At 73.3% G+C, this 14302-nt stretch carries 12 protein-coding genes; 7 read left to right on the forward strand and 5 right to left on the reverse strand.

Annotated features, from left to right (window positions below; all coding sequences use genetic code 11):
• Positions 1–226: 226 nt before the first annotated feature.
• The 3 genes from E1283_RS17695 to E1283_RS17705 all read left to right on the forward strand — a co-directional run bounded on the left by E1283_RS17695 (position 227) and on the right by E1283_RS17705 (position 6854).
• The gene (locus E1283_RS17695) at positions 227–4183 is read left to right on the forward strand and encodes a glycoside hydrolase family 2 TIM barrel-domain containing protein (protein ID WP_132819035.1); all 3957 of its coding nucleotides are present in this window, start codon (positions 227–229) and stop codon (positions 4181–4183) included.
• 180 nt (positions 4184–4363) lie between these two features.
• Complete coding sequence (locus tag E1283_RS17700) at positions 4364–5956, forward strand: alkaline phosphatase D family protein (protein WP_132819036.1); 1593 nt, start codon at positions 4364–4366, stop codon at positions 5954–5956.
• Positions 5957–5966: 10 nt separating this feature from the next.
• Positions 5967–6854 (forward strand): hypothetical protein, encoded by an 888-nt coding sequence (locus tag E1283_RS17705; RefSeq protein ID WP_132819037.1) that lies wholly within the window; start codon positions 5967–5969, stop codon positions 6852–6854.
• 96 nt (positions 6855–6950) lie between these two features.
• On the opposite strand, the gene E1283_RS17710 is transcribed toward E1283_RS17705, so the two are convergent.
• A complete protein-coding gene (locus E1283_RS17710) occupies positions 6951–7535 on the reverse strand; it encodes a TerD family protein (RefSeq protein ID WP_132819038.1) in 585 nt (194 codons plus the stop codon).
• 247 nt (positions 7536–7782) lie between these two features.
• On the opposite strand from E1283_RS17710, the gene E1283_RS17715 reads away from it, so the two are divergent.
• Genes E1283_RS17715 through E1283_RS17725 form a run of 3 tightly spaced genes read left to right on the forward strand, consistent with a single transcriptional unit; the run spans position 7783 to position 9984 of the window.
• Complete coding sequence (locus tag E1283_RS17715; RefSeq protein WP_132819039.1) at positions 7783–8289, forward strand: SigE family RNA polymerase sigma factor; 507 nt, start codon at positions 7783–7785, stop codon at positions 8287–8289.
• A 15-nt stretch (positions 8290–8304) separates the two neighbouring features.
• Positions 8305–8694, forward strand: a complete 390-nt coding sequence (locus E1283_RS17720) for a cellulase (protein ID WP_132819040.1) — start codon at positions 8305–8307, stop codon at positions 8692–8694.
• Positions 8695–8724: 30 nt separating this feature from the next.
• Positions 8725–9984, forward strand: coding sequence for a glycosyltransferase family protein (locus tag E1283_RS17725; RefSeq protein ID WP_243744909.1), 1260 nt, complete (start codon positions 8725–8727; stop codon positions 9982–9984).
• Here E1283_RS17725 and E1283_RS17730 read toward each other — a convergent pair.
• Positions 9959–10480, reverse strand: a complete 522-nt coding sequence (locus E1283_RS17730; protein ID WP_132819041.1) for a nuclear transport factor 2 family protein — start codon at positions 10478–10480, stop codon at positions 9959–9961. The two genes, E1283_RS17725 and E1283_RS17730, sit on opposite strands and share 26 nt — an antisense overlap.
• 57 nt (positions 10481–10537) lie before the next feature.
• Positions 10538–11464 (reverse strand): AraC family transcriptional regulator, encoded by a 927-nt coding sequence (locus tag E1283_RS17735; protein ID WP_132819042.1) that lies wholly within the window; start codon positions 11462–11464, stop codon positions 10538–10540.
• A 44-nt stretch (positions 11465–11508) separates the two neighbouring features.
• Here E1283_RS17735 and E1283_RS17740 point away from each other — a divergent pair, with 44 nt between their 5' ends.
• A complete protein-coding gene (locus E1283_RS17740) occupies positions 11509–11997 on the forward strand; it encodes a YbaK/EbsC family protein (RefSeq protein ID WP_132819046.1) in 489 nt (162 codons plus the stop codon).
• A 4-nt stretch (positions 11998–12001) separates the two neighbouring features.
• Here the strand turns inward: E1283_RS17740 and E1283_RS17745 are convergent, their stop codons facing one another.
• A complete protein-coding gene (locus tag E1283_RS17745) occupies positions 12002–13162 on the reverse strand; it encodes an NAD-dependent formate dehydrogenase (protein WP_132819043.1) in 1161 nt (386 codons plus the stop codon).
• A 121-nt stretch (positions 13163–13283) separates the two neighbouring features.
• Positions 13284–14201, reverse strand: coding sequence for a LysR family transcriptional regulator (locus E1283_RS17750; protein ID WP_132819044.1), 918 nt, complete (start codon positions 14199–14201; stop codon positions 13284–13286).
• Between the last annotated feature and the right edge of the window lie 101 nt (positions 14202–14302).

The following is a 14302-nucleotide window of genomic DNA, read 5'->3' on the forward strand; positions in this document are numbered from 1 at the left end:
CGTCGTGGAACACGGCGCCCGCGGTGGTCTCGGCGAGCCGCTGCCACGGCATGGCGAGCCAGTCCGTCGTGGTGGGCTCGGCGGCGAGGCCGCGGTCGGCGAGCCAGGAGCCGACGTCGGTCACCGTTGCCGCGACAACATCGTTGAACAGAATGCGACATGTACATACCATTCCTCACGCGTTCCCCGCTCGTTTCTGACCAAGGTCGATCAAGGGGTTCACCGCATGTCGCACTCGCACTCGCACGCGCATTCCGACGACCACCGGGCCCTGTTCAGCCGCCGCCGCCTCCTTGAGGCGGGGGCCGCCGGCTTCGGCGCGCTCGCCCTCGGCGCCTCGGCCGGCCGGACGGCCCACGCCGCGACACCGGCGACCCGGGCGGCCGCGCCCGCCGCCGGGCCGGCCGCCTGGGAGCCGCCGGCCAACGGCTATCCGGAGTGGAACAACAACATGGCCGTCTTCGACGTCGGTTCGGAGCCGCCGCACAGCACGCTGATGCCCTACGCGGACGTCGAGCAGGCCCTGGCCGCCGACCGCACCCGTTCGCCGTGGCGGCTCGACCTCGACGGCGCCTGGCGGTTCGCCTACGCCGACCGCCCGGAGGACCGCGACCCCGAGTTCCACCGCACCGACCTCGACGACAGCTCCTGGGACACCCTCCCGGTGCCGTCCTGCTGGCAGGTGCACGGCTACGACCGCCCGATCTACGTCAACATCACCTACCCGTGGTGGGGTCCGAACGGGCTCGGTGAGGAGGCCCAGCCGCCGTTCGCGCCGACCCGGTACAACCCGGTCGGCCAGTACCGGCGTTCGTTCACCGTGCCGGCGAACTGGGCCGACCGGCGGGTCTTCCTGCACTTCGAGGGCGTCAAGTCCGCCCACTACGTGTGGATCAACGGGCAGCCGGTGGGCTACCGCGAGGACTCCTACACCTCCGCCGAGTACGACATCACGCCGTACCTCATCGAGGGCGCCAACCAGATCGCGGTCGAGGTCTACCGCTACTCCGACGGCGACTGGCTGGAGGACCAGGACATGATCCGGCTGAGCGGCATCTTCCGCTCGGTCCACCTGTTCTCGACGCCCGTCGTCCACCTGCGGGACTTCAAGCTGGACACCCCGCTGAGCGACGACCACACCGCCGCCGAACTGTCCGTCACCGCCGCCGTCCGCGCCTACGCCCAGGACGCCGCCACCGGCCACTACACCGTCGAGACCCAGCTGTACGACGCCGACGGCCGCCCCGTCTGGCCGCGCCCGCTGAGCCAGCGCGCGGACCTCGGTTCGGCGCCGGCCGGCGAGGACGTCACCGTCCAGGCCGCCGGGGCCGTGCCCCGGCCCCGGCTCTGGTCCGCCGAACAGCCCTACCTGTACACGGCGGTGCTGCGCCTGCGCGACCCCGCCGGCCGGGTGACCGAGACGCTGTCGCACCGGGTGGGGCTCCGCGAGTTCGCGCTCAGGGACGGGCTGATGCGGATCAACGGGCGGCCGATCTCGTTCCGCGGCACCAACCGGCACGAGAACCACCCGGACCGCGGCATGTCCCTCACCCACGCCGACCTGGTCAGGGACGTCGAGGTCCTGAAGCGGCTCAACATGAACACGGTCCGCACCTCGCACTACCCGAACGACCCGCGGTGGCTCGAACTCACCGACGCCTACGGCCTGTACGTCGTGGACGAGACCAACCTGGAGACCCACGCGATCCGCGACCGCTTCCCCGGGAACCACGCGGACTGGACCGAGGCGTGCCTGTTCCGCGCCCGGAACCTGGTGCACCGCGACAAGAACCACGCCTCGGCCGTCATCTGGTCGCTGGGCAACGAGGCCGGCGGCGGCTCCACCTTCGTCGCCATGCACGACTGGATACGCTCCTACGACCCCACCCGCGTCATCCAGTACGAGGGCGACGACCGCCCCGAGATCAGCGACATCCGCTCCGAGATGTACACCAAGCCGGCCCAGGTCGAGCAGCGCGCGCTCGACACCGCCGACCGCCGGCCCTTCGTCCTCATCGAGTACTCCCACGCGATGGGCAACTCCAGCGGCAACTTCCGGAAGTACTGGGACGTCATCCGCCGCCACGACGTGCTCCAGGGCGGCTGGATCTGGGACTTCATGGACCACACCCTCAGCTGGCCCACCCCGGAGCGCACCCTCCTCACCGAGGCGGGGCCCGGCGCGCTGCGCGGTGAACTCCTCGCCCCCAGCGGCTCCTTCGACCGTGAGCGGGGCGTGCGCGGCGGCACCGTCTTCGCGCGTGACGCCGGCCTCGACATCACCGGCTCGCTCACCCTGGAGGCGTGGGTCACCCAGGACGTCACCGGCGGCCACCAGCCGGTCCTGGCCAAGGGCGACACCCAGTACGCCCTCAAACTGACCAACGCCAGGCTGGAGTTCTTCATCCACGCCGACGGCCAGTGGATCACCGCCGGTTGGCCGCTGCCGGCCGGCTGGGCCGGCACCGAGCACCATGTCGCCGGTGTCCTCGACGCGGCCGCCGGCACGCTGACCCTCCACGTCGACGGCGAGCCCCGGGCCACCACGACCACCACCCGGCGGCCCGCGGTCACGGCGGCGCCGCTCGCGCTCGCCACCGACGCCGACAGCCAGACCCGGGAGCTGAGCGGCACCGTCCGGCGGGCCGCCGTGTACGCCCGCGCCCTGACCGCCGCCGAACTCCGCTCCACCGGGCGCGGCCCCGGCGACGACGGCGTGCGGTTCTGGTTCGATGCCGCCACCGTCGACGTCGCCCGGGTGCGGCCCGACCGGCCGACGTTCTACGCCTACGGCGGCGACTGGGGCGACAACCCCAACGACGGCGCGTTCATCGCCGACGGCGTCATCACCGCCGACCGTGGCCACACCGGCAAGGCCGCCGAGGTCAAGCGGGTCTACCAGGCGATCCAGGTGACGGCGGCCGACGGCGACGCCGCCGCCGGGCGGCTCACCGTCACCAACGAGTACCTGTTCACCAACCTCCGCGAGTTCGACGGGAGATGGACGCTGCTCCAGGACGGCGAGGCCATCGGGCGCGGCCGGCTGACCCGCGCCCAACTCGACGTACCGCCGCTGTCGAGCCGGGAGATCACCGTGCCGCTGAGGACGCCGGCCCGCCCGGCGCCCGGCGCCGAGTACTTCCTCCAACTGTCCTTCACCACCAGGGAGCGCACCGCGTGGGCCGACGCCGGCCACGAGGTCGCCGCGGCCCAACTCCCCGTCCCCGGCGGCCCGGCCGTGACACCGCGCCCCCTGGCCTCCGTGCCGGCGCTGCGCCACACCGAGAACGCCGACGAGGTGACCGTGACCGGCCGGGACTTCTCCGTCACCGTCGACAAGGCCACCGGCGTCATCACCTCCTACCAGGCGAACGGCGCCAGCCTGATCACCTCGGGCCCCGCCCCCAACTTCTGGCGGGCGCCCACCGACAACGACCGCGGCAACGGCCAGCACCTCCGCAACCAGACGTGGCGCGACGCCGGCACCCGCCGGACGGTGACGGACGTCCGGGTCCGAGCGCTGCGCGACCGCGCCGTGGAGATCACCGTCACCGGCACCCTGCCCACCACGGTGGAATCCGCCTACACCACCACCTACACCGTGTTCGGCAACGCCGAGATCCGGGTCGACAACACCCTGCGCCCCGGCGCCGCCAGCCTCCCCTACCTCCCGGAGGTCGGCACCCTGCTGCTCCTGCCCGGCCGGCTCACGCACGTGCACTACTACGGCCGCGGCCCCGAGGAGAACCACTGGGACCGCAACACCGGGACGGACGTGGGCCGTTACTCGGCCGCCGTCGCCGATCTGTGGACCCCCTACCTCCGGCCGCAGGAGAACGGCAACCGGACGGACGTGCGGTGGGTCGCGCTGACCGACGCCCGCGGCGCCGGGCTGCTCGCCACCGGCGAACCGCTGCTGGAGTTCAACGCCTCCCACCACACGCCCGAGGACCTGTCGGTCGGCATCCGGCACGACTACCAACTGGAGCCCCGCGAGGAGGTCGTGCTGCGGCTCAGCCACCGCCAGATGGGCGTCGGCGGCGACGACACCTGGGGCGCGCACACGCACGACGAGTTCAAGCTGTTCGCCGACCGGGAGTACGCCCACACCTACCGGCTGCGGCCGCTCGCCGACGTCCGCGACGCGACGGCGGCCGCCCGCCGCCCGACGGGGACCGAGTAACCACCGACCGACCGCCGCGGCCCGGCGCCTCCCGCGCGCCGGGCCGCGGCGGACGCCGGGTCCAGCCGTCACGGACCGAGGGTCACCACCCGCCTCGAACCTGGTGGTTGGCCGCCCGCCCGCCTTCGGAAGTGCGAGGTATGCCCCTTGTTCATCGGATGCCGCTTTCGTGCCCAGGTGATGTCCAGACCTGCTCCGCCCGCCGCGTTGACGGCGGCCACCCGCCGACGGTTCCTGACCGTCACCGGCGCGGCCGCCGCGCTCGCCCTCTCCGGTGCCCTGCCCGGAACCGGTCCGGCCTCGGCCGCGACCACCGCCCGCCCCGCGGACGACCCGTTCACCCTCGGCGTCGCCTCGGGCGACCCGCTGCCCGACGGTGTCGTCCTGTGGACCCGGCTGGCCCCCGACCCGCTGGCCCCGTTCGGCGGAATGGACCAGCGGACCTACCCGGTCCAGTGGGAGGTGGCCACCGACGAGCGGTTCCGCCACGTCGTCCGGCGCGGCACCGCCCGGGTCGCGCCCGAGTTCAGCCACACCGCCCATGTCGACGTCCGCGGCCTGCAGCCGTGGCGGGAGTACTTCTACCGGTTCCGCAGCGGAGGCTTCATCAGCCCGGTGGGGCGGACGAAGACCGCGCCCGCCCCCGAACAGCAGGTGTCCCGCCTGTCGCTCGCCTTCGCGTCGTGCCAGGCGATCTTCGACGGCTGGTTCACCGCTTACCGGGACCTGGCCGCCCGCCACCACGACGTCGTGCTGTTCCTCGGGGACTACATCTACGAGTTCGGCAACAACAAGGGCATCCGCCCGGGCGACGCCGACGAGCACAACGCCCGGCAGGCCGTCACCCTGGACGACTACCGGCTGCGCTACTCCTACTACAAGCTCGACCCCGACCTCCAGGCCGCCCACCGGTCGGCCCCGTGGATCGTCGTCTTCGACGACCACGAGGTCGTCGACAACTGGGCGGACCTCAACGCCGGGAACACCCCGACCGACCAGTTCCTGGTGCGCAGGGCCAACGCCTTCCGGGCGTACTGGGAACACATGCCGCTGCGCGCGCCCCAGTTCCCGCAGGGCCCCGACATGCAGTTGTACCGCAGGCTGCGCTACGGGCGGCTCGCCGAGTTCTCCATGCTCGACACCCGCCAGTACCGCGACGACCAGGCCAACGGCGACGGGACCAAGCCGCCGAACGACGCGAGCGCGGACCCGGCGCGCTCCCTCCTCGGCTTCCCCCAGGAGCGCTGGCTGCTCGACGGACTCACCGAGTCGCGGGCCCGCTGGAACGTCCTGGGCCACCAGACCGCCATCACCCTGCTCGACACGGTCGCCGGGCCGGACATTGCCGTCCCGATGGACACCTGGGACGGGTACAGCGCCTCCCGCGACCGGCTGCTGGGCGGCATCGCCGACCGCGGGATCCAGAACGTCGTCAGCCTCGCCGGCGACCTGCACCGCAGTGTCGTCAGCGACCTCGCACTCGACTTCCACGACCCGGACTCCCGCGTCGTGGCCACCGAGTTCGTCGGGACGTCGATCTCGTCCGGGGAGGACGGACAGGACCTCGACGCCGGTGGGCAGGTGCTCCTCGACGAGAACCCCCACATGAGGTTCGGCAACTTCCAGCGCGGCTACGTCAGTTGCGAGATCACCCCGGACCTGTGGCGGTCCGACTTCCGCGTGTGCGACCGGGTCACCGTCCCGGACGGCACCGTCGGCAGCCGTGCCGTCCTCGCCGTCGAGAACGGCGTCGCCGCCGTCCAGCAGGCCTGAGGAGCACCCCGTGAAGAAGACCCTCATCACCACCGTGGCCGTGGCCGTGCTCGCCACCGCCGTCGCCGCGGGCGGCCCGTCGGACGAGGCGCGGGCCGCCACCGGTCAGCCGCGGGGCAACGCCGCGCGCCCCGGCGTCGTGCTCTCGGCGTCGCCCACGAGCCTGGTCGCCAACGAACTCCCCTGCCTGCCCACCACGCTGGCCGTCACCCTGACCAACATCGGCCCGGAGCCCGTCTTCGCCGACGCGACGATGGCCGCCGAGGCCCCGATCGTGCTCACCGACACCGTGTTCTCGACCTACCTCCCGGCCACCGACCCCGACCAGCCGGTGAGCCGCGACGTGGGCGTCCGGGTGCCGCGCGGCACGGCGCCCGGCACGTACGACATCACCCTGGCCAGCGGGCGGCAGCGCGTCGTCGTGCCCCTCACCGTCGAGGGCGTCCCCGAGCCGGGGCCCGAGACCAACCTGGCCTACGGCCAGCAGGCGACCGCCTCCTCCACCCACGGCAACTTCCGGGTCTGCGGTGCCGTGGACGGCGACAGCGACTACCGCAACTGGTCGACCAGGACCGGGTGGAACGACGCCACCAGGGGAACGTTCCCCGACTGGCTGGCGGTCACCTGGCCCGAGCCGGTGGAGCTCGGGCGGATCGAGACCGTCACCTACGGCACTCCGACGCGGCCGGCGGCGCTCCAGGGCGTCAAGGACTTCGACGTCCAGGTGAGGTCCGGCGGCGAGTGGCTGACCGTCGGCACCTACCGCGACAACACGCTCGACCGGATCGTGACCACGTTCGATCCGATCACGACGGACTCGATCAGAGTGGTGGTCCACGCGTCCAACAGCGGCGACTACTCGCGCATCCTGGAGATCGAGGCGTTCGCGCCGCGGTGAGGGAGGGGCGTCGGGAAGGCCCGTGGGCCGACCCGACGCCGACACCGACACCGACAGTGAGGCCCGGGCGCCCTACGGACGCCCGGGCGCCGCGGGCTACTTGCTGGTGGCGAAGCGCATCAGGGCGTGCTCGTCGCCCTGCTTGATCTTGCCCGTCTCGTTGATCACCTCGAGCTTCCAACCACCGCCGGCCCGGATGGCCTTGGCCACCGCGCAGCCGTTGTCCTGGCCGAGCAGGCTCGGCCAGATGTCGGCGACCTGCTGCGGGGTGCCGCCGGTCGCGTCGTACACCTTGAAGCTGATGTTGCGGGCCTTCTGGAAGGAACTGCCCTTCTTGAAGGCGGCGGCGACGAACACGATCGACGTGATGTTGCCCGGTATCCGGGCGAACTCGACCGTCACCGTCTCGTCGTCGCCGTCCCCGCGGCCCGTCTGGTTGTCGCCGCTGTGCACCAGGGAGCCGTTGCCCATCGGGTCCAGGGAGTCGAGGCCCGCCAGGCGAACCGGGTCCCCGCCCTGCAGGGCGATGGCGATCAGGTCGAGGTCGGTGCCCTTGCCGCGGCGGAGCATCCCCATCATGCCGCCGCTGGTGCCGGCGGTCGGGTCCCAGGACACGCCGATGGACATGTGCGTCACCCCGTCGAGATCCGCCGGGCCGTCTTCCTTCGTGAGCGTGATCATGCGTGGTCATCCTTCTGATAAAGCGGGACAGCTATGCGCACAAGTGTGCCGATAGTCGGCAAGGTTCCACACAACGTTTCCGTTTCGCCCTGAGACGCCGCGTGTCGGAGTGGGCTCCCCCGAGGCAGGACGCGTGATCAGGGTCACAGGTTGCGCGTGCATAGCGTGGTGGATGCCAGTGTCTCTTCCATGGCGGAGGCGTCGGCGAGGGCGTCGGGCGGGAACGGCGAGATCAGGGGCGGCACGGATGGAACGGGCGGGGGCGGGTGAGTTCGACGAGTTCGTGGCGGCCCGCTGGTCGGCGCTGCTCCACCTCGCCCGGCTGCTCACCGGCGGCGACCGGCACCGGGCCGAGGACCTCGTACAGGAGTCCCTGGTCAAGCTCTGGTTCGTCTGGCCCAAGGTCGCCGAAGGCGCCCCCGAGGCGTACGTGCGGAAGGTGATGGTGCGGGCGGCGGCCCGCTCGTCCCGCCGCCGCTGGTGGGGCGAGCGGCCCACCGAACGGCTGCCCGAGTCGCCGGTGCCGGGCGACGTGTCCGCGACCGTGGCCGAGCGGACCCGACTCGAGGCCGCGCTCGGCCGGTTGCCGGCGAAGCAGCGGGCCGCGGTGGTGCTCCGCTACTACCAGGACCTGCCGGAGGGCCAGGTGGCGGCGGCGCTCGGCTGCCCCGTGGGCACCGCGCGCTCGCACGTCGCGCGCGGCGTCGCCCGGCTGCGGCACCTGCTGTCCGACGCCGTCGAGCCGGTGGGCTGAGGGGAAGACGAAGCCATGGACGAGTTCGAACAGCGGCTGACGCGGCTGATGCGCGGCGCCCAGGAGCCCGCCCCCTTCGAGGCGCGGCACCGGGAACGCCTCCGGGCCGGGGTCCGGGCCCGCCGCCGGGCCCGGGCGGCCCGGCGGGCCGCCGGCTCCGTGCTCGCGGTGACCGCGATCGCCGTCGGCGCCTTCCTGCTGCCGGACGCGCCCTTCGGCCGCGAGCCCGCCGAGCCACGCCCCGAACTGCCCGCGTCCCGCCCGTCACCCGGCGAGACCAGCGCCCCCGCCTACCAGGAGGGCCCGGGCCCCGAAGCCAGCGACCCACCGCTGTCGACGACGGAGGAGACGACGACGGAGGAGACGACGAGCGAGAGATCCGCGACGACCGACGCGGCCGACTAACGCACCACGTCCCGAAGGAGCGGACGCCCCATGACCACCACCACGTCCATCGACACGGCGCCGCCGGCCGCCGCGTCGACGCGCCACCCGATCGGGGAAACCCCCACGGGCGCCCGGCAGGTCCGGGGCCGCGGCGACGTGAGACGGCGGCTGCGCGGCCTGCTCACCCCCGCCGACCGCCAGGTGCTGTGGATCTACCTGCTCACCAGGCTCGCCCTGGTCGCCGTCTCCTACGTCGCCTCGTGGCTGGCCCCCGGACCCGACGCCAGAACCCCGGCCAACTGGCTCTCCGTGTGGGAACGGTGGGACTGGGGGCACTACCAGGCGATAGCCGAGCACGGCTACTTCGGGTCCTCCCCCGGGGTCGACCCCGCCCTGGTCGACCGGGTCGCGTTCTTCCCCGGATTCCCGCTGGCGCTGCGCGCCGTGCACGCCGTCGTCGGGAACTGGACCGTCGCCGGCCTGCTGATATCCCTGGTGAGCGGCGCGGTCGCCGTGGTCGCGCTGGGCCGGCTCGCCGGGCTCGGCCGCGCGGACGGCCCCCTGGCCGGCCGGCGGGCCGTCACCTTCCTGCTGCTCTCGCCCTCCGCGATCTTCCTCGCCGCCGGCTACACCGAATCCCTCTTCCTCGCCTTCGCGCTCCCCGCCTGGCTCGCCGCCCGCCGCCACCACTGGGCGCTCGCCGGCGCGCTCGCCGCCGGCGCCACCACCGTACGGATCAGCGGCGTGTTCCTGGCCGCCGCCCTCGTCGTCGAGTTCCTGCTCGCCCACCGCGGCCGCTGGGCCGGTGCCCTCCGCTCCGCGCCCTGGTGCCTCCTCCCGGCGCTGCCGATCGCCGGCTACCTCGGCTACCTGTGGGCCAGGACCGGCGACCCGATGGCCTGGAAGCACGCCCAGGAACGCGGCTGGCACCGCGAGTTCCACTGGCCGCACGAAGCGTTCCTCAACACCTGGCGGGCCGCCTTCGACAACCTCCAGACCACCGGGTTCGCGATCGGCTTCCAACTGGAGCTGCTCGCCGTGACCGTCGGGGTCGCGCTGCTCACCGTGCTGCTGCTCCGCCACCGCTGGGCGGAGGCCGTCTACGTCGGCCTCACCCTCTGGGCACTCACCACGTCCTACTGGTTCTTCTCCGTGCCGCGCGCCACCCTGCTCTGGTGGCCGCTGTGGATCGGCCTGGCCCACTGGAGCCTGCGGCGGGCCTGGGTGCGGGAGGCCTACCTCCTCGTCGTGGCGCCACTGATGGTCGTCCTCGCCGTGATGTTCACCTCGGGCCGCTGGGCGGGCTGACGGGCGCGGCGAGGCGCTCCGTGGGGCCGCCGAAGGACAGGGTCAGGACGCGGTGGGCCAGCAGCCACTCGCCGTCCAGCCTGCGGAAGGCGTCCGTGTAGTGGCCCACCTGCGTCGGGGCGCGGGGCGGCAGCAGGCCGCCGGTGTAACCGTCGACGCGGTAGGTGGCGAAGTAGGAGGTGGCCCGCGCCGTGGTCGGCGAGGTGACGGTGACCAGCAGGTTGGTGCTCATCCGGCGGGAGAGGCGGTCGGCCGGGCGGCCGGCGAAGTAGCCGCGCAGGGCGTCCCGTCCCACGAAGCGACGGCCGTCCTCCGGCCACTCCCAGACCCCGTCGGGGGTGAACAACTCGGCGACGCCGCCCGGTTCGCCGAGGTCCAGGCGGTGCACGAGCTCCAGGAGCAGCCGCTCGCAGGCGCGTTCGGCGAGCAGCCGGTCGATCGGCGTGAGGGCCTCCGGGGGTGCCCCGGCTTCCCCGGCTTCCGGTTCGGTGTTCATGTCCCAGTGGTACCAGCCGACTTCGGCGCGCCCGAAACGCTTTTCCGAGCGGGTCGGTCAGGCCGGCGCGCACTCCGCGCCGACGCAGTCGGCGTCGGGGCGGCAGGACGCGCGGTACGCGGTCGGGCTGAGCCCGTGGAACCGCTTGAACGCCGCGCTGAAGCCGAACGCGTCCGCGTAGCCGACCCGGCGGGCCACCACGGCGACCGTCGTGTCGGGGGACTCGGCCAGCAGGTCGGCGGCCAACGTCATCCGCCAGTCGGTCAGATAGGCCAGCGGCGGCGCGCCCACCAGCCTGGTGAACCGGCCGGCCAGCGTCGTGCGCGACACCCCCGCCTCGCGGGCCAGCGCGGCGAGGGTCCACGGCCGGTCGGGGGCGGCGTGCATGGCGCGCAGCGCCGGGCCGACCGTCTCGTCGCCCAGGGCGCCGAACCAGCCCTCGCCCCCGGCCTCCCGGCCGTCGAACCACTCCCGCAGCGCGCACACCAGCACCCAGTCGAAGAGCCGGTCGAGCACCACCTGCTGCCCGGGAGGGCACCCGGCGGCCTGCGCGTCGAGGAGGTCGAGGACCGGGGCGCACCCGTCGCCGCCCGGCACCACGAGCACCGGCGGCAGCACGTCGAGCAGCCGGCCGGCCACCCGGCCGCGCACCCGGTACGTGCCGGACAGCAGCACGGTGGTGTCGCCGACGGGCTCTGCGGGCTCGGCGGGCTCTGCGGGACCGACGGGGCCGGCGGACGGCGGCCGGTCGGCGAGGACGAAAGGACCGGGACCGCGCACGACCACCGTGTCGCCGGCCGCCACCCGCAGCGGCTCGGGGCCGGCGCCGGCGCCGGTGAGCCAACCCCCGCCGCGCACCGGCGTGTACAGCGTCAGGGACGCATCCTCGACGGGCCGCAGGACCCACGGCGGCGACAGCTCCCGGCGGCCCAGGCCGACACCGTTCGCCCGGATCCCGCGCAGCAGCTCGTCGAAGGCGTCCATGCGTTTCACGATAACCGGCCCGCTCGCTACGCTGCCTCACCGTGATGACAGCACTTGAGCAGGTCCGGGTGGCCCTGGCGCGGCACGGCCACGACCACGGCATCGTCGAGTTGTCCACCGAGGTGCCGACGGCGGCGGCCGCCGCCGAGCAGTTGGGCTGCCCGGTCGGCGCGATCGCCAACAGCCTGGTCTTCGAGGCCGACGGCGACGCCCTGCTCGTCGTCGCCAGCGGCGGCCACCGGGTGGACGTGCGGAAGGCCGCCCGTCACCTCGGGGTGCGCAGGGTGCGGCGCGCCACCCCGGAGTTCGTCCTGGCGGCCACCGGCCAGCTGGTCGGCGGGGTGGCCCCGGTCGGCCACCCCGCCCCGCTGCGGACCCTGGTGGACACGGCGCTGGCCGACCACCCCGAGGTGTGGGCCGGCGCCGGGCTCTCGCACGCCATGTTCCGCACCACCTTCGCCGAACTGGTCGCCATGACCGGCGGCGAACCCCTGGCCGTCGGCGTCGACGCGGTCGTCGACGCCGACGGCTGAGGCGTCAGCCGTTGGCCGAGTACGAGTGGGCGCCCGTGCCGGCCAACGCGCCGCCCTGCACGATCAGATACTCGTCGCGGATCGGACGGCCCGCCAACCAGCTCTCCAGGATCTCCCGGGTGCCGGCCGCGTAACGGGCCTGCGCGGAGAGCGAGGAGCCCGAGATGTGCGGCGTCATCCCGTGGTGCGGCATGGTCCGCCACGGGTGGTCGGCCGGCGCCGGCTGCGGGAACCAGACGTCGCCCGCGTACCCCGCCAACTGCCCCTCGCGCAACGCCCGGTCCACGGCGTCGCGGTCGACGATCCGGGCCCGCGCGGTGTTGATCAGGTAGGCGCCGCGCTTCATGGTGGCCAGCAGCTTGTCGCCGAACAGGCCCTCCGTCTCGGGGTGCAGCGGCGCGTTGATGGTGACCACGTCGCAGTGCGGCACCATCGCCTCGGTGGACTCGTGGAAGGTCAGGCCCAGCTCGTCCTCCACCTCGCGCGGCAGCCGGTGCCGGTCGGTGTAGTGCAGCCGCACGTCGAACGGGGCGAGTCGACGCAGCACGGCGAGACCGATCCGGCCGGCGGCCACCGTGCCGACGTGCATGCCCTCCAGGTCGTACGAACGGGCCACGCAGTCCGCGACGTTCCAGCCGCCGTCCAGCACGACCCGGTGGGACGGCAGGTAGTTGCGGACCAGCGACAGCGTCATCATCACCACGTGCTCGGCGACGCTGATGCTGTTGGAGTACGTCACCTCGGCGACGGTCACGCCGTGCGCGATCGCGGCGTCGATGTCCACGTGGTCGGAGCCGATGCCGGCGGTGATCGCCAGCTTCAGGTTCCGGGCGGCGGCGATCCGCTCGGGAGTCAGGTACGCCGGCCAGAACGGCTGGGAGATGACGACGTCGGCGTCCGGCAGCTCGCGGTCGAAGACGGAACCGGCGCCGTCCTTGTCGGAGGTGACGACCAGGGTGTGCCCGGCCTCCTCCAGGAAGCGGCGGAGCCCGAGCTCGCCGGACACGCTGCCGAGCAGCTGCCCGGGAGTGAAGTCGACGGCGCCGGGCGTGGGCGTGGTCTGGCCGCCCGGGTAGTGGTCGATCACGGGGAGGTCGTCACGGGCGTACGAGGTCGGGTATCCGTCGGCGGGGTCGTCGTACAGGACGCAGAGCACCTTGGCCATCGGAGCGGCTCCTCAACTCGGGCGCGGAATCGGCCCTTTCACGGTCCTCGCAGGTGGGGCGCGGGTCAAAGCGAAAGTCGCTATCGCGGGATAGCCGGCTCCTATCGGACCCGGCCCGCGGTCAGCGGGCGGTGAGATGGGACTCCAGCAACTCGTCGAGGGACTCCCGCACCCGCGCCTCCCTGGCGATGTCCAACAGCGCCCCGGCCAGCACCGAGCGCGGTTCGTGGTCGGCGACGACCAGGCCGACCCGCGGCCCGTGCGCGGGCCGCCGAAGCGGGACGACCCGCATGCCGGGCGGCACGCCGAACATGTGCAGCCAGGCGTGCGAGATCACGCTCGACCAACGCCCCGCCGACAGCAGGGCGTACAGGCCGGCCACCGTGTCCGACTCCACGGCGGGGGTGGCCGTCGCCCCCTCGGCGGCGAAGTACTCGTCGATGATGCGGCGGTTGCGCATCCGGGGCGAGAGCAGGCACAGCGGCAGCGCGGCGGCCCCGGCCCAACTCACCGTCGGCGCCGTCGCCTCACGGGTCAGCAGCATGTACCGCTCCTCGTAGAGCGGTATCCGACGGACGTGGTGCAGCGTGGCGTCGTCCAGGTACGTCATCGCCACGTCGAGCTCGAACGCGGCCAGCCGGCGCGTGATGTCGGCCGAGGACAACGACTCCAAACCGACCCGGACACCCGGGTGCCGCTCGCAGAACGGCGTGGTGAGAAGCGAGGCGGCGGTCAGCGCGGTCGGGATGACACCGACCCGGAGCGTGCCGGACAGGCCGCCGCGCATCAACGACAACTCCTGCCGCAGCGCGTCCCGTTCCGCGAGAATCCGGTGCGCCCAGGCCAACACCCGCTCGCCCTCCGGGGTCAGCCCCTCGAAGCGGCGGCCGCGCCGCACGATCGGCACGTCGAGCTCGCGCTCCAGCTTGCGGATGGCGGCCGAGAGCGAGGGCTGCGAGACGTAGCACGCGGCCGCGGCGCGGGCGAAGTGGCGCTCCCTGGCGAGGGCCACCAGGTACTCCAGCTGACGCAGCAACATGTCCCCACGATGGTCGGCGCGACGCCGACCGTCCAGCGTTCAACTGCGGTTGTCGGTGACGTAGCCGCCGCCGACGCGGACGCGCAGATGTGCCCCACCCC

The sequence above is a fragment of the Streptomyces hainanensis genome, assembly GCF_004348415.1.
GTDB lineage: Bacteria > Actinomycetota > Actinomycetes > Streptomycetales > Streptomycetaceae > Streptomyces > Streptomyces hainanensis.